Raw genomic sequence first — 20,127 nt, forward strand, 5'->3', positions numbered from 1 at the left:
CGCCTACCGCGCGAACTTCTTCGCCCCGAACACGCAGGCCACGACGCCGAGCGTGACGACCATCATCATCGAGCTGACCTGCTCGTGCAGCAGGCTCGCCGCCAGCGCCAGGCCGAAGAAGGGCTGCAGCAGTTGCAACTGCCCGACGGCGGCGATGCCGCCTTGCGCCAGGCCGCGATACCAGAACACGAAGCCGATCAGCATGCTGAACAGCGAGACATAGGCAAGGCCGATCCAGGCGCTGGAGCCGACGCCGGCGAAGGACGGCGGCAGCGTTGCCAAGGTCAGCACCAGCATGACCGGCAGCGACAGCGCCAAGGCCCAGCAGATCACCTGCCAGCCGCCGAGCCGGCGCGACAGCGCGGCGCCCTCGGCGTAGCCCAGTCCGCAGGCGACAATGGCGGCCAGCATCAAGCCGTCGCCGACCGGTGATGCTGTCACCCCTTGCATCAGGGCAAAGCCCGCGACCAGCGCACTGCCCAGGCACGAAAACAGCCAGAAGGCCGGGCGCGGACGATCGCCGCCACGCAGCACGCCGAAGATGGCAGTCGCCAACGGCAGCAAGCCGACGAAAATGATGGAATGCGCCGAGGTGACATGCTTCAGCGCCAGCGCCGTCAGCAACGGGAAGCCGACCACGACACCCAGCGCTACGACGACGAGCGAGGCCAGATCCCTGCGCTCCGGACGCTTCTCGCGGAACAGCAGCAGCATCGCGATCCCCAGAAGGCCGGCGATAGCCGCCCGGGCCGACGTCAGGAAGGTCGGGTCGAAGTCCATTACCGCCACCCGCGTCGCCGGCAGCGACCCGCTGAAGATCAGCACACCGATGAAGCCGCTGAGCCAGCCGTCAAAACTCTTTTCCATCATCTGCTCCGTTTGCGCTTCCGTACGCGGGCAGGTCATGGCATTGCCAGAGACAATGGGGTACAATTCTACAAAACTGTAATGGTCTACGGGAAAGTACAGATGGACGGACCTGGCCCAAATGCCAGCGGCGCTACCCTCGTCGAAACCGTCATGGCGGCGATCCGCCAGCGCATCGCGGCGCGCACGCTGACGCCCGGCGCCCGCCTGCCGTCGATACGGGCCATGGCCAAATCCATGCAGGTCTCGAAATCGACCGTGGTCGAGGCCTATGAGCGGCTTGCGGCGGAAGGCGCGATCCGCTCGCGCCCGGGCTCGGGTTTCTACGCCGCCGGTCAGCTTGCGCCATTGTCGCTGGGCGAAATCGGTCCCAAGCTCGATCGGGCCGTCGACCCGCTCTGGGTGTCGCGGCAATCGCTGGAAGCGGGCGAGGATATGCTGAAGCCCGGCTGCGGCTGGCTGCCGGCGTCCTGGATGCCGCAGGCCGCCTTGCGCCGCGCGCTGAGAACCGCGGCCCGCGCGGACGATGTGGCGCTTGCCGATTACGGCACGCCGCTCGGCTTGCCGCCTTTACGCCAATTGCTGGCGCGGCGCATGGCCGGGCATGGGGTCGAGGTCTCGCCCGACCAGATCATGCTGACCGATTGCGGCACCCAGGCCATCGACCTTTTGTGCCGGTTCCTGCTCGAGCCCGGCGATGCCGTGCTGGTCGACGATCCCTGCTATTTCAATTTTCACGCGCTGTTGCGCGCCCATCAGGCCAAGGTCGTCGGCGTGCCCTACACACCTTCGGGGCCGGATATCGAGCTCTTCGCCCAGGCCCTCGCCGAGCATCGGCCGCGCCTCTACATCACCAATTCCGGCATCCACAACCCGACCGGCGCGATCCTGTCGCCGGTCACCGCGCATCGGCTGCTGAAGCTCGCCGACCAGGCGGACCTGACCATCGTCGAGGACGATATCTTCGCCGACTTCGAACACAGCCCTGCCCCGAGGCTCGCGGCCTTCGACGGGCTGCAGCGTGTCGTCCAGATCGGTTCCTTCTCCAAGACGCTGTCGGCCTCGGTGCGCTGCGGCTTCATCGCCGCGCCCCACGACTGGATGGAAGGCCTGACCGATCTCAAGATCGCCACGACGTTCGGCGGCGGGCGGCTCTCCTCGGAACTGGTGCTGACCCTGTTGAAGGATGGCAGCTACCGCAAGCATGTCGAGCAATTGCGCAGCCGCCTGTCGCGCGCCATGGCCGAGACCCACGGCAGGCTGAAGGTGTTGGGCATCACGCCCTGGATCGACCAGCCCGCCGGCATGTTCCTGTGGTGCCAGCTGCCTGACGGTATCGACGCCGCCGACGTCGCGCGCCACGCGCTCTCGGACAATGTCGTGCTGGCGCCAGGCAACGCCTTCAGCCTGTCGCACACCGCCGGCCGCTTCATGCGCTTCAACGTCGCCCAGTGCGGCGACGAGCGTATTTTCAGAGCCCTTGAGAAAGCGATGACGGCATCCCGCCGCAAGGCTGCATAGGCAAGGCCTTGCGTGCCGAGCGCCTCTCTTGCCCCACCCGGCTCAACGCGAGTGCTTCTTGCATCGCCGCACAAGGCGCATCGGGCAACAGGCGATTGACAGGCAGTCCTCATGTGCATATAGAGACAGACCTGTCTCACCACCAATGCCCGCCATGACTGAACCAGCCAAGATCGACAAGCGCCAGCACATCATTGAAACCGCCTACGGGCTGTTCAAGCGTATCGGCTTTCATGCCACTGGCATCGACCGCATCATCGCCGAGGCCAACGTGGCCAAGATGACCATGTACCGGCATTTCCCCAGCAAGGACGATTTGATGGTCGAGGTTCTGGCCTACCGGGCCGAGCGGTTCGATCGACAGCTCGACCGTCTCACCGAGCAGGCGGCCACGCCCGACCGGAAGATCTCCACGATTTTCGACTGCTACGGTCGCTGGTTCCACAGCGCCGACTTCCACGGCTGCCTGTTCGCCCATGCCCTGGCGGAATTCGGCGATCCTGCGCATCCAGTCTTCCAGGCGGCCGCTGGACAGAAAAACGGCCTGAAGCGGCGCATGCGGCTGATCCTCGAAGAGAAGATGTCCGCCGCCGACGCCGACAGCGCTTCGGCCGCCCTGCTGATGCTGATAGAAGGTGCGACGCTGATGGCCCGGATGGGACAGCCCGACGCCGCCATTCGCCACGCCCGCAAGGCGGCGATGGCCATTCTCGCCACGCGCGAGAAACAACAATGAGCGCGACGGTCATCGGCCTGGCACTGTTCGCCGCGATTCTGCACGCCAGCTGGAACGCCTTCCTGCGGACCGGCAGCGACAGGCTATGGACCGTCACGGTCATGAGCTTCTCGGCAACGGTCATCGCGATTCCGCTGGCAATCTTCCACCCGCTGCCGGCGGCGTCGGCCTGGCCCTACATCATGCTCTCGGCCTGCCTTCAGGTTGGCTATAGCTTCTTTCTGGTGGCAGCCTACCGTCATGGTGAATTGGGGCAGGTCTATCCGATCGTTCGCGGCTCTGTGCCGCTCCTGGTGGCACTTGGCGGCTTCGTTCTGGCGGGCGAGCGTCTGAGCCCGCTTCAGACCGTTGGCGTCGTTCTCGCCGCGCTTGGCATCATGAGCCTTTCGCTTGGCAAAGGGCGCGCGGCAAAGACATCGATCCTCTATGCGCTGGCGACCGGTGCGATCATCGCGGCCTATGCAACTATCGATGCCATCGGTGTCCGGTTGGCGGGAAGCTCAAGCGCCTACACGGCCTGGGTGTTGTTGGTCTACGGCGTGCTGCTGCCGGTGACCTTCATCGTCTACCGCGGCAGGCTCACGGTGGACTTTCGGTCGCCCGACGCGCTGAAAGCGCTCGGCGGCGGAATTTTCGCCCTGATCGCTTATTGCGCCGTGGTCGCGGCCTTCGCTCTGGGGCCGGCCGGTCCGGTTACGGCCATCCGCGAGACGAGCGTGGTTTTCGCGGTGCTGATCGGAAGGCTGTTCCTGGGAGAGACACTGACGCCGAAGCGGATTGCGGCCTGCGGCGTTGTCGCGCTGGGCGCGATCTGCCTTGGCTATCAAGGGTAACGCCCTACCGGCCTCTATGCCCCTGCCCGCTTGCGGCGCTCATACATCATCACCAGCGTCTCGGCGGTCAATGCCGGCTTCTGCTCACCTTCGATCTCGACGGTGTTGGCCGCCCTCATCAGATACTGGCCGGGGCCGCGATCCTCCATGGAGAGCAGGGTGGTGCGCAGCCTGATACGCGCGCCGGCTCTTACCGGCGCGAGGAACCGGACTTTGTCGAAACCATAGTTGAAAGCGGCCTGCGTGTTTTCCGGCACGATGCCCATTTCAAGGGCCAGCGCGCCGATGATCGACAAAGTCAAATAGCCATGCGCGATCGTGGTGCGGAACGGGCTGTGCCGTTTTGCCCGCTCGGGATCGACATGGATCCACTGATGGTCGCCCGTGCATTCGGCGAACTGGTCGATGCGCCGCTGGTCGACCGTCGTCCAGTCCGACACGCCAAGCTCCTGGCCAGACATCGTGCGCAACTGCTCGAAGGTCGGCGGCGTTCTCGGCCGTGTTTCAGTCATTCCTGCTTTCCCGTCATTCCGCCTTCTCCCGACCATGAAGCGGCAACCTCTGTCAATTCATGGATCCGCGATTTTCGCCGGTAGAGTTGATGCTTTTACGGCAAGCCGAGAACGCGCCGCGCTTGGGCCAGTTGCATCGCATGTCGGTCGATGGTGAGTTCCGAAACCGCCGGATAAGCTATTTCTTTTCGTAGCCGGCGCGTACTTCCGCCATCGCATCCGTGATCCGGTCGCGCAGAATTTCGATCGATTCGGTGCTGGATTTGCGCACAAGGTCAGCCACTTCGCTGGCATTCTTCAGCGTCGTCTCGAACGACCGGCGGGCAAATTCGGCCTGCTTGGTCATCAGGTCCTGCGGATTGCCGGCCGCCTGATAGTTCTGTGCCATCCGGGTGATCTCGTGCATGGCGTTCTGCACCATCTCATGCTGCTTCGCCAGCACCGAGGACGCGCCGGCGGCACTTGCCCTTGCCGACTTTTCCAGCGCTTCGAGGTTCTTGCGGTGGTGGTCGAGGATCGCCTGGACGTCGACATTCGGCAGTTTCAAGTCGCGGCCGAACCTGCTGAACATGTCGAGGAACGAGTCGGAATCCGGTTGTTTTGCCATGCTCTGCCTCCCGTTTACCGCGCATGCGGTGCCCTGCAAGGAGAATAGTGCGCGCTGGGCTCCCGTCAATTGACGAGAAACAGCCGCTCCGCCGTGTAGAGCGCGAGGCCGGCGAGCCCGCCGATGACCATGCCGTTGAAACGGATATATTGCAGGTCCTTGCCGATGTTCATCTCGATCAGTCGCGTCAGTTGCCCCAGATCCCAGCGCTTGACCTGGTCGGCGATGAATTTCGACACCCCGCTCTTCTGGCTTTCGACGAACGAAGCCAGCGCCACGACAAAACCCTGGTTCATGTCGGCCCGGATCTGAGCGTCGTCGGCCAGATGCCGGCCGACCTCGACGAACATGCCTGCGAGGTGCTCGCGGATCATCGAGTTCGGCGCATTGGCGTCCTGCTCGATGAACAGCCGCAGGCTTGCCCAGGCATCGCCTGCCAGCCCCCTCACCTCCGGACGGCCGAGAAAATCGCGCTTCAGCTTCTCGGCGCGCCTTGCATATTGCTTCGAGGTCCTGAGCCGCTCGATGAAGCCAAGCGTGAAGCGGTCGAATTCGGCGCGCATCGGATGATCGGGATCGGCCCGCACCTCGTCGAGCAACGCACCCGCCGAAGCGACGATCTTCTTCAAGAGATAGGCATCGGCACGGAACAGGTTGAACAGCGACGGCAATTCCTCGCGGATCTTTTCGCGCATCGCAGCCAGCGCCTGCTCGTCGTTGAGGAAACGCCCGACGACACGGGTGAATTCATCGAACAGCTTCTGGTGACGGCGATCGTCGGTGAGCGCCGACAGAAGGTCCGCCGCGAGCGGCGCCAGCGGCACCTTCTCGAACTGCGCCAGCATGCGGCTGGTGACGAAGTCGCGCAGCCCGGATTGCTCCACGGCCGTCAATGTCTGCGGCACCAGCCGGGCGACGAATCGCGACAGGCCGGCGGCGCGCTCGGCATCGGCCAGCCAGTCGGCGACCAGGGCGGCGAAGTCGACCTCGGCAAGCTTTTCGCGCACCGGCTCCGGCGCCAGGAAGTTGGCCTCGATGAAGCGGCCGAGATTGTCGGCGATGCGGTGCTGGTTCTCCGGAATGATGGCGGTGTGCGGGATCGGCAGCCCGAGCGGTCGCCTGAACAGCGCGACCACCGCATACCAGTCGGCCAGGCCGCCAATGGTCGCCGCCTCGGCGAAGGCGGCGACCAAACCGAGCCACGGATAGTTGCCCTGGAAAGACTTGGCGATCGCGAAGACCAGGACGCAAACGGCGAGAGCGGCGGCAGCGATGAATTTGGTCCGCCGCAATGCGGAGAGCTTGGCTTGCGCATCGACGTCGAATCGAACCGGCGCGAGGGCCGGAGCTGACTGTGACATGGAAAGGCCGTTTCCTATTTGCACCTGCACCTATCTAGTGCCTGCCCCGGCGAAACGCTCGCTCGAAGCGCCGGGGCATGTCGGGCCGCGCGCCGACACGAACAGAAAGTTGACACGATTATTCAGCTATGTAGCGGTCCAGTCTGGAATTGTTCCAAACTATGGGCCATATTCGGCTCAAGCTAATATTTTCGCGAGGAATACCATGCGGCTCACGCGCCAGACCAACTATGCGATGCGCATCCTGATGTATTGCGCCGCAAATACCGACAGGCTGAGCCGAATCCCCGAGATCGCCGCCGCCTATTCGGTTTCGGAGCTGTTCCTGTTCAAGATCCTGCAGCCGCTGGTCGAGGCCGGCCTGGTCGAAACCGTGCGCGGTCGCAATGGCGGCGTGCGGCTAGGCCGCGCGGCGGAGCAGATCAACCTGTTCGATGTCGTGCGCGTCACCGAGGAGAGTTTCGCCATGGCCGAGTGCTTCGAGAACGACGCCGCGGAATGCCCGCTGGTCGACAGCTGCGCCCTGAATTCGGCGCTGCGCGAGGCGCTCAACGCCTTCTTCGCCGTGCTTTCCCGCTACACGATCGCCGACCTCGTCGCCGCGCGGCCGAACATGCGCCATCTGCTCGGCATCGACCTTCTGGAACAGCGCGCCCCGGCGGCGTAATCGCGCTCTGCGGCTTGATTCTCGAACGGCGCCGCCGCCCGCGACTTCCCGGGTGCGACGCCGCCCACGACTTCGTCATTCTAGGGCGGAGCAAGGAGCGCAGCGACGCAGCGCAGACCCCTGGAATCCATGCCGTGACCTCCGAGCGTCACGGCGGTGCGGAACTGGCGACGTCGGCGCCAGCGGATCTTCTGGATCGCTGCATTCTTGTTTGGTGTAACGGAATGGATCCTCGGGTCTCCGCGTCCGCTTCGCTCCCGCTCCGCCCGTGGATGACGATGTCGGGAATGGCCTAAGCCGCCGACTGCGGCAGCACGAACGGCACGCTCCCTGCAGGAAGCGCACCGACCTTCAAACGGCAGTCGAACACCTTTTCGATCAGCTCGTCGTTGAGCACGTCCGTTGGCGCCCCGGCAGCGGCCAGTTGGCCGTGATGCAGCACGAAAATGCGATCGGCATACATGGCGGTCAAATTGAGGTCGTGCAGGATCGCCACCACGCCCCCGCCGCGCCGTGCGAAATCGCGGGCGATGTTCATGATGATGAGCTGATGCTTGACGTCGAGGCTGGAGACCGGCTCGTCGAGGAACAAGTAGCGCGGCCGCCCTTCGAGCCCCGGCGCCCAGACCTGGCACAGCACGCGCGCAAGCTGCACGCGCTGCTGCTCGCCGCCGGAAAGCTCCTGGTAGAATCGCCCGGCAAACCCGTCGAGATCGACACGCGCCAGCGCCCGCTCAGGCAGGCGCGCATCTTCGCCGGGCAGCGCGCCCGAGCGCCCGCCGATCAGGCCAAGGCGCACGATCTCGCGTACGGTGAAGGGAAAGGACAGCGCCGTCGACTGCGGCAGCACGGCGCGCAGCGTTGCCGCTTCGACCGGCTTCATGACCGACAGGTCGTGACCGTTGAGCGTGACGGTACCGGTATAGGCGAGCTCGCCGGTCAACGCCTTGAGCAAGGTCGTCTTGCCGGATCCGTTCGGCCCGACGATGGCCGAGACCTCACCGGGCCGCGCCGCGAAGTCGACATGCGACACGATGCGCTTGCCGCCGATCGCCACTGAGATATCGCGCGCTTCGACCATGGCAGACTCACAAATCGACGATGCCGCGCTTGCGCAACAGGATCCACAGGAAGAAGGGCGCGCCGGCGACGGCGGTGACGATGCCGATCGGCAGCTCGGCCGGCGCGACGATGGTGCGGGCGACCGCGTCGGCGAGCAGAAGCAGCGACGCGCCGAGCAGGGCCGAGGCCGGCAGCAGATAGCGGTTGTCCGGGCCGATCGCCAGGCGCAGGACATGCGGCACGACGATGCCGATGAAACCGATGCCGCCGCTCACCGCGACCGAAGCGCCGACCGCCGCCGAACCCCCCACGATGGCCGTGTACTTCAACCGCTGCACCGGAATGCCGAGATGCCCGGCGGTTGCTTCGCCAAGCGCCAGCGCGTTGAGGCCGCGCGCCAGGAACGGCATTGCCGACAGCGCCAGCACGATCACCGGCCCGACGGTGCCGATCTTCGGCCAGGTTGCGCCGGCAAGCGAACCGAGCTGCCAGAAGGTCAGGTCACGCAACTGGCGATCGTCGGCCATGAAGATAAGGATGCCGGTGAGCGCCATGGCAAGGGCGTTGATGGCGATGCCGGCAAGCAGCATCGTGGCGACCGACGTCCGCCCCTGGCGCGTGGCGATGGCATAAAGCAGCAAGGTCACCGCCAGACCGCCGACGAACGCCGCAAGCGGCAGCGCGAGCGTGCCAAGCGCGAGCGTGCCCGGTGCAAGCCAGGTCGTGCCGAGCACAATGATCGCCACCGCGCCGAGGCTGGAGCCGGCGGAAACGCCGATCAGTCCGGGATCGGCAAGCGGATTGCGGAACAGCCCCTGCATTACCGCCCCGCAGACGGCGAGCGCGGCGCCGATGAGCACGCCGAGCAGCACGCGCGGCATGCGGATGTCATAGACGATCAGCCGGTCCCGCCCCGCAAGCGCCGCATCGGCAGGCACGGCGCCCGTAAACCAGTCGCGGATGACGCGCACGGCTGAGGCGTCGGAAGCACCCGATGTCAGCGACAGGAAAACGGAGAGCGCGAGCGCCAGGCACAACAGCAGGATGACGAGCCTTGCTCGCGCCGAGCGGTCGCCATCGGCTTTCATCACCCTGCCCGGCGTGCCGGCAATAGACAGTTCGGCCATGACCGCTCAGTCCGTGACCTGGTTGCCATAGAGCGAGACAGCGAGATCGTGAACAGCTTCGGCCGTACGCGGCCCGAAGCCCAGCAGATAGCCGCCATCCATGCTGATCACCTTACGGGCCGCGCCCGCCGGCGTCGAAGCGATCGACGGATTGGCGAACAGCTCGTCTTCCGAGATCGGCGGCCCGGCATTCCGCATGGTCAGGATAATATCCGGCCTGGCGGTGACGATCGCCTCGTCCGACATCTGCTTGTAGCCGGAGAAGCCCTCGACCGCGTTGACCGCGCCGGCCAGCTTGATGATGCCGTCACCGGCCGTGTCGCCGCCGGCGGCAAGGATCTTGCCGCCCTGCGTCGAAAGCACGAACAGGATGCGCTTGCGTTCCTTGATCGAGGCCGTCTGCTTTTCCGCCGCCTTCAGCTTCGCATCCATCCCGGCCGCCAGCTTCTCGGCCTTGGCGTCGACGCCGAGCGCCTTGCCGACGATACGGATCTTTTTAAGGATGCCTTCATGGCTGTAATGCTCGGGCACCTCGATGAAAGGCACGCTCGACTTCTTCAAGACCTCGACCGCTTCCTTCGGGCCGCTGCCATGCAATGCCAGGATTCCGCTCGGATTGACCGACAAGACCCCCTCCGGCGACAACGCACGCATATAGCCGACATCGGGAAGTTTCAGTGCCTCCCTGGGGTAGTAGCTCGTCGAATCGCGGGCGACGAGATGCCCTTCTTCGCCGAGCGCATAGACGATCTCGGTGATCGAGCCGCCGACCGAGACGATGCGCGAGGTGTCGGAGAAGACGGTGGTAGCCTCGTCAGCGCCGGCCGGCGACGCCGTGAAAGCAAGCAAGCTAGCGAACAGCGGCGCAAGCGCCGCGCGAATCCGGAAATGAACACGCATTGGGTCTTGCCTCATGCAGCGGTCGGGCTGGGAATGCGGGGCAGGTTCTCGGCGAGAAAACGCCAGTCCTCGCGCTCGCCCTCGCCTTCATGGCGCTTGCCGAAGAACTGGATGATCATCCCGCCATTGGCGTCATAAGCCTCGAGCGAGGTGACATGGCCGTCCTTGGTCGGCTTGCGCACCGCCCAGACTTCGTGGATGTGATCGGTCCGCAGATGCAGGTGGAAGGTCTCGTCGAGCACGTTGATCCACGGGCCCATCGGCTTGACGGACTTGACCGGGCTGGAATGGATCTGGATGCAGCCGCGATTGCCCACGAAGCACATGATCGGCGTCTCGCCTGCCGCGGCGTGATGGAACATGGCGCTCACCGCGTCCTTGTCGAGCAGCCAGGCATAGTCCTGGCCGACCATGCGCACCGCCTCGCGGCGGCTGAGCTTCAGCGTCTTCAGCATGCCGAAGAACTGATGCACGTCGGTGAGCCGGCTCCAGCGGTCGCGCAGGTCGTCGATCGTCGCGACCGAACCCTGCGCTCCGCCTTCGCTTTCCCGAACATTTGCGGCGACCGCAACGGTCGGCTCCTGGTTAGGCGATTCGAGGCTCGCCACCAGTTTTTGGTAGGCATAGAGGTTCGACGCCGGCCGCAGATGCACCTTGTGCACGGCCTCGCCCGCCGCGTCGAAGAACTGCAGGCTGCGGCGGATGTCGCCGCCGTCGCGCTTCTCGACGGCGAAGCCATGCGCCCAGACCTTCGGGAAGATGCGCAGGTCGATGTCTTCGCCCAGCACCATGGCGTTGTGATTGCCGGTGACGACCTTGTCGTAGACGCCGATCTTTTCGTGCACGGCGCTTTCGTTGCGGGTCAGCGCCATGACCTCGCCGACCGCCTCCAGGCCGGTCAGCAGATCGTTGACGCGCGGCTCGACACGGACAGCGCCGATGCCGCAATGCGCCGCGACCAGCTCCGCTTCCGAAATGCCCAGTTGTGCGGCGAGATCGCGCTCCCGCATTTTCGGATTGTCTTCCCGCGCCCGCCGGATGTCTTCCGGTGACAGCTTAACGCGCTGGTCCATGTCGTCCACCTGCAATGCGTGATGTCTGCTCGTCTACCGCCCGCCGACACTGATCATTTGTTGAGGATCAGCTTGCCCTGGCGCGTGATCTTCAGCCGGTAAAGCGCGCCATGATGCTCGATGCCGATCTCATGTTCGCCTTGGAACAGCGTGTTGCTGGACAGCGTCCTCACCGCCATCGGCACCCTTTCGTAGCGCATTTGCGTGTCCTCCGAACGGCGGACGCGGTAGCGGAAGTCATTGGGATTGTGCGTGTTCATAGGGTCGGTCCCTTTGCTCTGCCGGCCACCTGCCGGCTGCCTCGTAAAATGCCGATTCAATTCTTGACTAGAATAATCATGTTTACTAGTCAGTGCATTACCGGACTAAATGAGTCAAGATTTAAGACGCCGGTCATGATCAAAAATGCGAGCGAGCCCCTGGCCAGCCAGCTACGAGCCTGGAAATTGGAGTTGGGGCATGGGGTTGGTGACTTGGGGACGGACGGGCCTGGCGGGCGATAACGCAGGCTCGGGCTTCCGATCGTTGGCACGGGCAATGGCTATACTGATGACCGGTTCGGCGGCAATCGCGCTTGGCGCACTGGCGGCAAAAGCACAGCAGGCCGCGCAACCGACCAGTCAACAGCCCGACCAAAAGAAGAGAGCTGACGAGAAAGCATCCGGCGACACCACGCTGCTCGACAAGATCCTCGTCATCAGCCGCACCGGCGAAACGGCGATCCAGTCGCTGGCTTCCGCCAGCCATGTCGGCCAGGAACAACTTGACCGCCGCATGGCGACGACGCCGAACGAGATGCTGCTCGGCGTGCCCGGCGTCACCGTGCAGGCCGACGCGCGGCGTGTCAGCTCCAGCATCAACATCCGCGGCCTGCAGGATTTCGGCCGTGTCGCGGTGATCGTCGACGGCGCCCGGCAGGATTTCCAGCGCTCGGACCATGGCACGCAGTCGACCTTCTATGTCGATCCCGAGCTCATCAAGTCGGTCGACGTCATCCGCGGCCCGGTCGCCAACACCTACGGCTCCGGCGCCATCGGCGGCGTCGTTTTCTTCGACACCAAGGACGCCGATGATTTCCTCAAGCCGGATGAGACATGGGCCGGGTCGCTGACCGGGCGCTATGAAAGCAACGGCAAAGGCTGGACCACCAGCGCCACCGGCGCCTACCGGATCAACGAGAACTGGGATGTTCTCGGCAACATCGTCTACCGCAACTACGGCGACTACAAGAACGGCGGCGGCGACACCGTGGCCGGCACCGGCTTCGATGTGTTGAGCGGCCTGCTCAAGACCACCATTCGCCCGACCGAAAACAGCGAACTGAAGCTGGGCTGGGTCGGCTCCAGCGATGGATGGACGGAGACCAGCGGCAGCGTGCCGGTCAATGACGTCGACCTGAAGTCGAACACTTTCACGGTCCGCTACAACATCACCGACGATGCCAGGAGCTGGCTCGACCTCCACATCAACGCCTCCTACAACAAGACCAATCTGGACCTGACGACGCTTACCGCGCAGAATCGTTTCGATCCGGTCACCGGCTTGCCCGTGGTGCTGCCGGTAGGCTCGCTGTCGACCTTCGATGTCGGCACGACCGGCGTCGACATCTGGAACACCTCGCGCTTCGACACAGCCGGCGTCGCGCATGAGCTGACCTATGGCGGCGACTGGGTCGGCGACGATGTCGAGACGGGCGGCACGGCCGGCGGCGACTCCTTCTATACGCCGTCCGGCAAGCGCAATGTCTCCGGCGCCTACGTCCAGGACAAGCTGACCTGGGAGTGGCTCGAGGTCATTGCCGGCCTGCGCTACGACAACTACAGCCTGAAGGATTCCGAACACGAGACATCCGGCGACCGGGTGTCGCCGCGCATCACCGTCGGCGTCTCGCCCTTCGAAAGTGCCGGTCTGGCTGGTCTGCAATTCTACGGCACCTATGCGGAAGGCTACCGCTCGCCCTCGCTGACCGAGACGCTGATCAGCGGCAACCATCCGGCCGGCGTCAGCTTTCCGTTCCTGCCCAACCCGAACCTCAAGCCCGAGACCGGCAAGACCGTCGAGTTCGGCGTCAACTACAAGCAGAACGACATCTTCGAGGGCGGCGACGCGCTGCGGCTCAAGGCCGCCTACTTCAACAACAATGTCGACGACTATATCGACGGCGTGACGCTCTCGCCCTTCGACCCGACCAGCGGCTGCCCGTTCGGCCCCGGCATTCCGATCTGCTTCCAGTACCAGAACTTCGCCAAGGCCAAGATCAACGGTTTCGAGCTGGAAAGCGTCTATGATGCCGGCTGGGGCTATGCGGGCCTGTCGGCCTCAATCATCAACGGCCACACCATCTCCTACGAAGGCGAGCGGGCCGATCTGGCGACCATCCCCTCCTCCCAGGTTACGGCCCAGCTTGGCTTCCGCTTCCTCGAGGACAAGCTGACCGTCGGCGGCGAAGTGCAGCACAACGGCAAGCCCAAGGGCAATGCGGTGGCCAAGGACTATACGCTGGTCAACGCCTTCGCCAGCTACCAGGCGACCGACAATCTCAAGCTCGACTTCCGCGCCGACAATCTGTTCGACGTCAAATACACCAACCCGCTCAACGGAAGCACGACCGCCGTCCTCTACGAACCCGGCGTCACGCTGAAGCTGGCGGCGACCATGCGCTTTGGGGGCTAAGCAGACATGCGCAGCCTGACGACATCGCTTCGTCTCTTGACCTCGGCGCTGGCGATGTCGCTCGGCCTTGTGCCGGCGTGGGTCCAGTCCGCGCCGGCCCCTGCTCCAGATCCGGCATTGAGTCTCGGACTCAACGCCGCGCAGCCTTCCGACAAGGGCTGCCGGCTGACCTTCGTCGTCAACAACGCGCTCGGCGCCAACCTGTCGAAGGCGGCTTTCGAGATCGCGCTGTTCAACGAGGCCGGCGTCGTCGACCGGCCGACCGTGCTCGATTTCAAGGACCTGCCGGCCGGCAAGACCAAGGTCGCGCGCTTCGACCTCGCCGGCGCCGAGTGTGGCAAGGTCAGCCGCGTGCTGATCAACAGCGCGACCGAATGCGCCGGCGATGGCGTAGAGCCGGCGGCCTGCATGCGCGCGTTGAAGACTTCGACCAAGACCGCCATCGCTTTCGCCGAATAGAGGTGGGATTGAATCCGGCCTTCCCGCATGACGCCATGGCCCGGCCCGCCCACGGTCCGCCGCCATGGGCGGCAACCGATCTTGATTTGACAAGCCTATGTCACGCGCGGCAGGTCTCCGCGCGAGACATGCAGGACATCAATCACCCTTCCGATGCAGGCAGTGAACTGGCGATCACGCCGGCCAAGCCGCTCATGCAGGCGCGGCAATCCGCCGGAGACCGCAGATGGACGGTGGCAATCCTCGCCTCCGGCCTGCTCCATGGCGCCGCGGCAGCGGCGTTTCTGATCGCCCCCGCCGGGACATTCGACTCCGCAGACGCAATACGGGCCGAGGGCGCCGACCGGTCCGGCCCCAGCGTCATCGGCAGCGCCTTGGATGACCAGGCTTCCGGCGCGGTGGATGTCACCTTGGTGCCCGATCCGCAGCCTGCGAAACGCAAGGCCGCGCAGTCCAGACCGCCAGCCGAGGCGCTGCAGCCGGCAAGCCAACCGGTGGCGCCGGAGCCTCCGCCGGAAGCCGTCGAAGATGCCGCTTCCGTGCCCGAAATTCTGGCGCCCGATATTCTGGCGGCGGCCACCCCGCGCCAGGATGATCAGAGCGTTCACGCGCGAAGCGAGCCGACGCCTGCTGCCGAAACGCAACGCACCGCAGCGCGCCCTGGCGAGCCCGAGCAGCCGCCGGCCGCGAGCGCACCATCGAGTGCGCCGGCCGGATCGGCGGGACCAAGCGAGACCTTTGAACCGCGCGGCGCGGCGGATGGCGATACCCGCGATGCGCCGGCTGTCGCCAGCAAGGGCAAGAAACAGGACGCCGCCGGCAACGCCCTGGAATCCCGCTACAGCGGTGAAATCCAGAAAAAGCTGGCCCGCGCCAACCGTCGCGTTTCGAAGTCGGTCCAGGCAAAAGCTCGCAACAATGCCAGGGTGGTTTTCGTCGTCGCGGCCGATGGCAGCATCAGCGACGTCCAGCTCGCCGAAAGTTCGGGATCCGCCGAGCTCGACGAATTCGCGTTGACGCTGGTGCGCAAGCAGGCGCCGTTCCCTCCCATTCCACCCGAGACCGGACGGTCGAGCTGGGTGTTCAGAGCCCGGATCGGCCCTTTTTAGGCCTTCGCATCCTAAACGTCTGAATTCGTCCGTTGCGAAAGGAAGCCAATGTACATCGCCATGAACCCAGAACGGCTCGGAAGAAGCCTTCGAGGACGTCTGGAAGAACCGCGACTCCAGCCTCTCCGAAATGCAGGGTTTCAAGGAGTTCCACTTGCTGCGCGGCCCGGTCAACGAGACCGAGGGCTACACGCTCTTCGCCTCACATACCGTCTGGGCAAGCCAGGAGGATTTCATCGCCTGGACGAAATCGGAGAATTTCCGCGCCGCCCACCGCAATGCCGGAGGCTCGAAGGTCCACTATCTCGGCCACCCTCAGTTCGAGGGCTTTTCGGTCGTCGAAGGCGCCTGAGACGCCGCTATCTCTCGGCGGCGGCTTGTGGTCCTTTGCCTGTTATGCGGCTGCCAGCAGGCTGGCATTGCCGCCGGCCGCCGTCGTATCGACGCATACCGCGCGCTCATGCGCATAGGCCGCCGGGTTCAGCACCTCGCTGACCAGCGGCACGATCGGCCCGGAGCGCTCGGCGATCACCTTGCGCACGATGCGCGCCGCTTCCGGCGTGCCGGAGAAGGCGACGACATCGACACGCAGCGAACGCGCCTCGACGGGGTCCGGCCGGCCATCGAGAGCAGCGAGCGGCAGGCCCTTGCCGGTCAGCGCCGACAGCGCCGCAGGCGCGCCTGGCGCGACCGCCAGCACGGCGTTGCCGGCCGCGAGGGCCTGGATCGTCTGGGCCAGCAGCGTCTCGGCATCCGGCCCGAGGCAGAGCACTCGGCCGCGCGGTGCCAGCGACAGCGTGTTGGCCTCGCCGGTCGGCCCGGGCAGGTCGACCTGGCCGAAATCGAGGCTCGCCGCCGCGGCAATCGCCGCCGCCCCCTTGCCACGCAGATGCTTGCGCAGGATCGCGACCCGATCCGGCCGCGTCGACCAGCCGCCCAGCGCCGGATCCGGCAAATTGTCGGCAAGCTCGGTCGCGGTCACCTTGTGGCCCTCGCCAAGCTCGGTGCCGGCCTCGGGCCCCTTGCGGAAGCGGCGCAGATAATGCGGCCCCCCGGCCTTTGGCCCGGTGCCCGACAGCCCTTCGCCGCCAAACGGCTGCGAACCGACGACGGCGCCGATCTGGTTGCGGTTGACATAGATATTGCCGGCATGGATGCCGTCGACGAAATGCTGAACCCGGCCCTCGATACGGGTGTGCAGGCCGAAGGTCAGGCCGTAGCCCTTGCGATTGATGGCGGCGATCACGGCGTCGATCTCGTCGGCGTCGAAGGTCGCGACATGCAGCACTGGGCCGAACACCTCGCGCTCCATCTCCTCGATTCCCCTGACGCGGAAGACATGCGGCGCGACGAAACGGCCGCTTGCCGGCGCTGCGAGCCTTGCGATCAGCCTGCCCTCCAGCCCCTTCTTCTTGCAGTAGTCGCTGATCGAGGCTTGCGCCGCGTCGTCGATGACCGGGCCGACATCGGTCGAGATCAGCCAGGGGTTGCCGACATTGAGCGCTTCCATCGCTCCTTTCAGCATCTCCAGCATCTTCTTCTCGACATCCTTCTGCACATAGAGCACGCGCAGCGCCGAGCAGCGCTGGCCGGCGCTCTGGAAGGCCGAAGCCAGGATATCGCGCACCGCCTGTTCGGGCAGCGCGGTGGAATCGACGATCATCGCATTCAAGCCACCCGTCTCCGCGATGAGCATGGCATCGGGCGCGGCGGTTTCGGCCAGTTGCTTCTCGATCAGCTTGGCGACCTCGGTCGAGCCGGTGAAGCAGACGCCGGCAATGCGCGAGTCAGCGGTGAGCGGCGCGCCGACCGAGGGGCCGTCGCCCGGCAGCAACTGGATGACATCCTCCGGCACGCCGGCCTCGCGCAGCATTTCGACGGCGCGGAAGGCGATCAGCGGCGTCTGTTCGGCGGGCTTGGCGATCACCGAATTGCCGGTGACCAGCGCGGCGGCGATCTGGCCGGTGAAGATCGCCAGCGGGAAATTCCATGGCGAGATGCAGACGATCGCGCCGCGCGCTTGCGTGCCCGCTTCGGCATTCGCCGCCTCGGCCGCGTAATAACGCAGGAAGTCGACCGCCTCGCGCACCTCGGCGACGCCGTCGGCCAGCGACTTGCCGGCTTCGCGCGTCGCGAGCGCAAAAAACTCGGCCGCGTTGGCTTCATAGAGATCGGCGGCGCGGTTGAGGATCGCGGCGCGCTCGGCAACCGGACGCTTTGCCCAGGCCGGTTGGGCGTCGACGGCGATGCGCACGGCGATCGCCACCTGCTTGGCCGCGGCCTCGTGCACCGTACCGACGATTTCGTCGGGCTTGGCTGGATTGACGATCTGGCGCGGCTGGCCGTAACCGGCGGCGCGCGTGACCGGCTTGGCATGCCACCGGTCCGCCCCGGCAAATTCCGCCCTCGCTTTGTCGAGGGCCGCGAGCGTCACGGGATCGGTGATGTCGAATCCTTTGGAATTGCGCCGATTGGCGCCAAAGATCGCGGCGGGAGGCGCGATCGCGGGATTGGCGGCGGGACCCTGTGTCTCGACGGCTTCGAGCGGATCGCGCGCGATCTCTTCCGGCTCGACCTCCTCGTCGGTCAACTGATGGACGAAGGAGGAGTTGGCGCCGTTTTCCAACAGCCGCCGCACCAGATAGGCAAGCAGGTCGGAATGGGCGCCGACCGGCGCATAGATGCGGCAGCGCGTGCCTTCGGCCTGCCGCACCGTTTCATGCAATGCCTCGCCCATGCCGTGCAGGCGCTGGAACTCGAAGCTGTCGCGATCCTTCGCCATCGACAGGATGGCGGCGACCGTGTGCGCGTTATGCGTGGCGAACTGCGGGTAGATGCGGTCGGTCATTGACAGCAGCTTTTTCGCGCAGGCGAGATAGGAAACATCGGTGTTGGCCTTGCGGGTGAAGACCGGATAGCCGGACAGGCCGAGCGTCTGCGCCCGCTTGATCTCGGTGTCCCAATAGGCGCCCTTCACCAGCCGCACCATGATCCGGCGGTCATACTTTTTTGCCAGCGCGTAGAGCCAGTCGATGGTGAAAGCCGCGCGCGGGCCGTAAGCCTGGACGACGACGCCGAAGCCGTCCCATCCGGCGAGTTCCGGCTCGGCCAATACTCTCGCGATAACGTCGAGCGACAGGTCGAGCCGGTCGGCTTCCTCGGCATCGATGTTGAGGCCCATGCGCGAATGCCGCGCCGCAAGCGCCAGCGACAGAAGCCGCTCGGCCATCACCGGCAGCATCTTTTCCCGCTGCGACACCTCGTAGCGCGGATGCAGCGCCGAGAGCTTGACCGAAATGCCGTGATTGTAACGAATGTCGGGGCCGTTCGACCCGGAATCGAGCGAGGAGATCGCATCCGCATAGGCCCGGTGGTAGCGCAGCGCGTCGGCTTCGGTGCGCGCGGCCTCGCCCAGCATGTCGAAGGAATAGAAATAGCCCTTCTGCGTCATCGGCCGGCCGCGCTTGACGGCCTCGGCGATGGTGCGGCCGAGCACGAACTGCTCGCCCATCTCGCGCATCGCCGCCGCCACGGCCTTGCGGATCACCGGCTCGCCAAGCCTGCGCACCATTGCGCGCAGCGTGCCTTCGATGCCGCCCTCGCCTTCGTCAAGCACGCGGCCGGTCAGCATCAGCGCCCAGGTCGAGGCGTTGACGAAAATCGAGGTCGAACCGCCCGAATGCGCCGACCAGTCATGCGGCGCGATCTTGTCGGCGATGAGATCGTCCATTGTCTCGGCGTCGGGCACGCGCAGCAGCGCCTCGGCGAGACACATCAGTGCCACGCCTTCCTTGGTCGACAGGCCGTATGCCGAGAGAAAGACCTCCATCAGCCTGGGATCGGTCGAGCCGCGCACCGCGCGCACCAGATCGGCGGCGCGTGCCGAGATCGCCTTGCGCTCTTCGGCCGAAAGCCCGGCCGCCGCGGACAGCCGCTTCACCGCCTCGTCTTCGTCGGGAAGGTAATTGGCGCGGATCTGCTGGCGGATGGCATCGAGCGGCATGTCGGGTCCATGAAAACGAGCAACGGGGAGCGGTCCGGCGGCCACCGGACCGAATGGCGCAAGCTAGCACAGCTGCGAATTCCAGTCGGTCCGAAGAAATCGACAATATAGCCCATTCGATCTATCATATAGGCTCAATTCCCATCATTTTGACTGCCAGATCGATGACTGAAGACCAATTGGACCGCATCGACCGCAACATCCTCGCCGCCCTCGGACGCGACGGCCGGCTTTCCATGTCAGAGCTGGCGACCAAGGTCGGCCTTTCGAAGACACCGGTGCAGGCGCGCGTGAAGCGGCTGGAGAAGGACGGCTACATAAGGGGCTATCGCGCCGTCATCGACCGCGAGCGCATGGGCGAAGGCCATGTCGCCTTCGTCCAGGTGAAGTTGTCGGACACACGCTCGGCAGCGCTCGATGCCTTCAATCGCGCCGTTCAGGGTGTGCCGGAGATCGAGCAATGCCACATGATGGCGTCGAGCTTCGACTACCTCCTGAAGGTGCGCACCACCGACATCGCCGCCTATCGCCGGGTGCTCGGCGAGCGCATCTCGGCCCTGCCGCATGTCGCCCAGACGTCGACCTTCGTGGCGATGGAAACTGTGAAGGACCGCTGA

18 protein-coding genes and 1 pseudogene are annotated in these 20,127 nt (G+C 65.2%); 9 read left to right on the plus strand and 10 right to left on the minus strand.

The features are described 5' to 3' along the window. Positions 1-3: 3 nt before the first annotated feature. On the minus strand, positions 4-867 hold the full coding sequence (locus tag F3H96_RS16260; protein ID WP_149802735.1) for a DMT family transporter: 864 nt from the start codon (positions 865-867) through the stop codon (positions 4-6). Between the two features lie 102 nt (positions 868-969). Between F3H96_RS16260 and F3H96_RS16265 the strand changes: the two genes are divergently transcribed. The 3 genes from F3H96_RS16265 (at position 970) to F3H96_RS16275 (ending at position 3,957) form a co-directional block, all read left to right on the plus strand. Continuing rightward, the gene (locus F3H96_RS16265; RefSeq protein WP_149802736.1) at positions 970-2,388 is read left to right on the plus strand and encodes a PLP-dependent aminotransferase family protein; all 1,419 of its coding nucleotides are present in this window, start codon (positions 970-972) and stop codon (positions 2,386-2,388) included. 154 nt (positions 2,389-2,542) lie between these two features. Continuing rightward, positions 2,543-3,124 (plus strand): TetR/AcrR family transcriptional regulator, encoded by a 582-nt coding sequence (locus tag F3H96_RS16270; protein ID WP_149802859.1) that lies wholly within the window; start codon positions 2,543-2,545, stop codon positions 3,122-3,124. Then, positions 3,121-3,957: a DMT family transporter gene (locus F3H96_RS16275; RefSeq protein WP_149802737.1), complete on the plus strand. Its 837-nt coding sequence runs from the start codon at positions 3,121-3,123 to the stop codon at positions 3,955-3,957. Before F3H96_RS16270 ends, F3H96_RS16275 begins: the two co-directional genes overlap by 4 nt. 14 nt (positions 3,958-3,971) lie before the next feature. On the opposite strand, the gene F3H96_RS16280 is transcribed toward F3H96_RS16275, so the two are convergent. From F3H96_RS16280 to F3H96_RS16290, 3 genes are all read right to left on the minus strand, one after another. Continuing rightward, positions 3,972-4,469, minus strand: coding sequence for a MaoC family dehydratase (locus F3H96_RS16280; protein ID WP_149802738.1), 498 nt, complete (start codon positions 4,467-4,469; stop codon positions 3,972-3,974). A 178-nt stretch (positions 4,470-4,647) separates the two neighbouring features. After that, positions 4,648-5,076: a TIGR01841 family phasin gene (gene phaP, locus F3H96_RS16285; RefSeq protein ID WP_149802739.1), complete on the minus strand. Its 429-nt coding sequence runs from the start codon at positions 5,074-5,076 to the stop codon at positions 4,648-4,650. Positions 5,077-5,141: 65 nt separating this feature from the next. Beyond that, complete coding sequence (locus F3H96_RS16290; RefSeq protein WP_149802740.1) at positions 5,142-6,437, minus strand: DUF445 domain-containing protein; 1,296 nt, start codon at positions 6,435-6,437, stop codon at positions 5,142-5,144. A gap of 205 nt (positions 6,438-6,642) precedes the next feature. Here F3H96_RS16290 and rirA point away from each other — a divergent pair, with 205 nt between their 5' ends. Further along, on the plus strand, positions 6,643-7,104 hold the full coding sequence (rirA, locus tag F3H96_RS16295; protein WP_149802741.1) for an iron-responsive transcriptional regulator RirA: 462 nt from the start codon (positions 6,643-6,645) through the stop codon (positions 7,102-7,104). Positions 7,105-7,396: 292 nt separating this feature from the next. Here rirA and F3H96_RS16300 read toward each other — a convergent pair whose 3' ends face one another. From F3H96_RS16300 to hemP, 5 genes are read right to left on the minus strand one after another with little or no spacing between them, the layout of a single operon-like run. Further along, a complete protein-coding gene (locus F3H96_RS16300) occupies positions 7,397-8,185 on the minus strand; it encodes a heme ABC transporter ATP-binding protein (protein ID WP_149802742.1) in 789 nt (262 codons plus the stop codon). 7 nt (positions 8,186-8,192) lie between these two features. Further along, a complete protein-coding gene (locus F3H96_RS16305) occupies positions 8,193-9,293 on the minus strand; it encodes an iron ABC transporter permease (RefSeq protein WP_149802743.1) in 1,101 nt (366 codons plus the stop codon). A gap of 6 nt (positions 9,294-9,299) precedes the next feature. Continuing rightward, positions 9,300-10,193 carry a hemin ABC transporter substrate-binding protein gene (locus F3H96_RS16310; RefSeq protein ID WP_188131425.1) on the minus strand — a complete coding sequence of 298 codons (894 nt, stop codon included), beginning with the start codon at positions 10,191-10,193 and terminating at the stop codon, positions 9,300-9,302. A gap of 11 nt (positions 10,194-10,204) precedes the next feature. Beyond that, a complete protein-coding gene (locus tag F3H96_RS16315) occupies positions 10,205-11,266 on the minus strand; it encodes a hemin-degrading factor (protein ID WP_149802745.1) in 1,062 nt (353 codons plus the stop codon). 53 nt (positions 11,267-11,319) lie between these two features. Next, a complete protein-coding gene (gene hemP / locus F3H96_RS16320) occupies positions 11,320-11,466 on the minus strand; it encodes a hemin uptake protein HemP (RefSeq protein ID WP_245436211.1) in 147 nt (48 codons plus the stop codon). 337 nt (positions 11,467-11,803) lie between these two features. On the opposite strand from hemP, the gene F3H96_RS16325 reads away from it, so the two are divergent. From F3H96_RS16325 to F3H96_RS16340, 4 genes and pseudogenes are all read left to right on the plus strand, one after another. Beyond that, on the plus strand, positions 11,804-13,939 hold the full coding sequence (locus F3H96_RS16325) for a TonB-dependent hemoglobin/transferrin/lactoferrin family receptor (protein ID WP_244620040.1): 2,136 nt from the start codon (positions 11,804-11,806) through the stop codon (positions 13,937-13,939). Positions 13,940-13,945: 6 nt separating this feature from the next. After that, a complete protein-coding gene (locus tag F3H96_RS16330) occupies positions 13,946-14,398 on the plus strand; it encodes a hypothetical protein (RefSeq protein WP_149802748.1) in 453 nt (150 codons plus the stop codon). A gap of 233 nt (positions 14,399-14,631) precedes the next feature. Beyond that, positions 14,632-15,507, plus strand: coding sequence for an energy transducer TonB (locus F3H96_RS16335; RefSeq protein ID WP_244620041.1), 876 nt, complete (start codon positions 14,632-14,634; stop codon positions 15,505-15,507). A 48-nt stretch (positions 15,508-15,555) separates the two neighbouring features. Then, positions 15,556-15,859: pseudogene (locus F3H96_RS16340) on the plus strand (antibiotic biosynthesis monooxygenase). Between the two features lie 42 nt (positions 15,860-15,901). Here the strand turns inward: F3H96_RS16340 and putA are convergent. Continuing rightward, the gene (putA, locus tag F3H96_RS16345) at positions 15,902-19,510 is read right to left on the minus strand and encodes a bifunctional proline dehydrogenase/L-glutamate gamma-semialdehyde dehydrogenase PutA (RefSeq protein ID WP_149802749.1); all 3,609 of its coding nucleotides are present in this window, start codon (positions 19,508-19,510) and stop codon (positions 15,902-15,904) included. 164 nt (positions 19,511-19,674) lie between these two features. On the opposite strand from putA, the gene F3H96_RS16350 reads away from it, so the two are divergent. Continuing rightward, positions 19,675-20,127, plus strand: coding sequence for an Lrp/AsnC ligand binding domain-containing protein (locus F3H96_RS16350; RefSeq protein ID WP_149802750.1), 453 nt, complete (start codon positions 19,675-19,677; stop codon positions 20,125-20,127).

Origin of the sequence: Mesorhizobium sp. NFR06 (assembly GCF_900115245.1) — a bacterium.
GTDB lineage: Bacteria > Pseudomonadota > Alphaproteobacteria > Rhizobiales > Rhizobiaceae > Mesorhizobium.

Bases quoted from the DNA above. Each gene is read 5' to 3' on its own strand.
- F3H96_RS16260 (WP_149802735.1), bottom strand. From the start codon at position 867: ATGGAAAAGAGTTTTGACGGCTGGCTCAGCGGCTTCATCGGTGTGCTG.
- F3H96_RS16265 (WP_149802736.1), top strand. From the start codon at position 970: ATGGACGGACCTGGCCCAAATGCCAGCGGCGCTACCCTCGTCGAAACC.
- F3H96_RS16270 (WP_149802859.1), top strand. From the start codon at position 2,543: ATGACTGAACCAGCCAAGATCGACAAGCGCCAGCACATCATTGAAACC.
- F3H96_RS16275 (WP_149802737.1), top strand. From the start codon at position 3,121: ATGAGCGCGACGGTCATCGGCCTGGCACTGTTCGCCGCGATTCTGCAC.
- F3H96_RS16280 (WP_149802738.1), bottom strand. From the start codon at position 4,469: ATGACTGAAACACGGCCGAGAACGCCGCCGACCTTCGAGCAGTTGCGC.
- phaP (WP_149802739.1), bottom strand. From the start codon at position 5,076: ATGGCAAAACAACCGGATTCCGACTCGTTCCTCGACATGTTCAGCAGG.
- F3H96_RS16290 (WP_149802740.1), bottom strand. From the start codon at position 6,437: ATGTCACAGTCAGCTCCGGCCCTCGCGCCGGTTCGATTCGACGTCGAT.
- rirA (WP_149802741.1), top strand. From the start codon at position 6,643: ATGCGGCTCACGCGCCAGACCAACTATGCGATGCGCATCCTGATGTAT.
- F3H96_RS16300 (WP_149802742.1), bottom strand. From the start codon at position 8,185: ATGGTCGAAGCGCGCGATATCTCAGTGGCGATCGGCGGCAAGCGCATC.
- F3H96_RS16305 (WP_149802743.1), bottom strand. From the start codon at position 9,293: ATGGCCGAACTGTCTATTGCCGGCACGCCGGGCAGGGTGATGAAAGCC.
- F3H96_RS16310 (WP_188131425.1), bottom strand. From the start codon at position 10,193: ATGCGTGTTCATTTCCGGATTCGCGCGGCGCTTGCGCCGCTGTTCGCT.
- F3H96_RS16315 (WP_149802745.1), bottom strand. From the start codon at position 11,266: ATGGACCAGCGCGTTAAGCTGTCACCGGAAGACATCCGGCGGGCGCGG.
- hemP (WP_245436211.1), bottom strand. From the start codon at position 11,466: ATGCGCTACGAAAGGGTGCCGATGGCGGTGAGGACGCTGTCCAGCAAC.
- F3H96_RS16325 (WP_244620040.1), top strand. From the start codon at position 11,804: ATGGCTATACTGATGACCGGTTCGGCGGCAATCGCGCTTGGCGCACTG.
- F3H96_RS16330 (WP_149802748.1), top strand. From the start codon at position 13,946: ATGCGCAGCCTGACGACATCGCTTCGTCTCTTGACCTCGGCGCTGGCG.
- putA (WP_149802749.1), bottom strand. From the start codon at position 19,510: ATGCCGCTCGATGCCATCCGCCAGCAGATCCGCGCCAATTACCTTCCC.
- F3H96_RS16350 (WP_149802750.1), top strand. From the start codon at position 19,675: ATGACTGAAGACCAATTGGACCGCATCGACCGCAACATCCTCGCCGCC.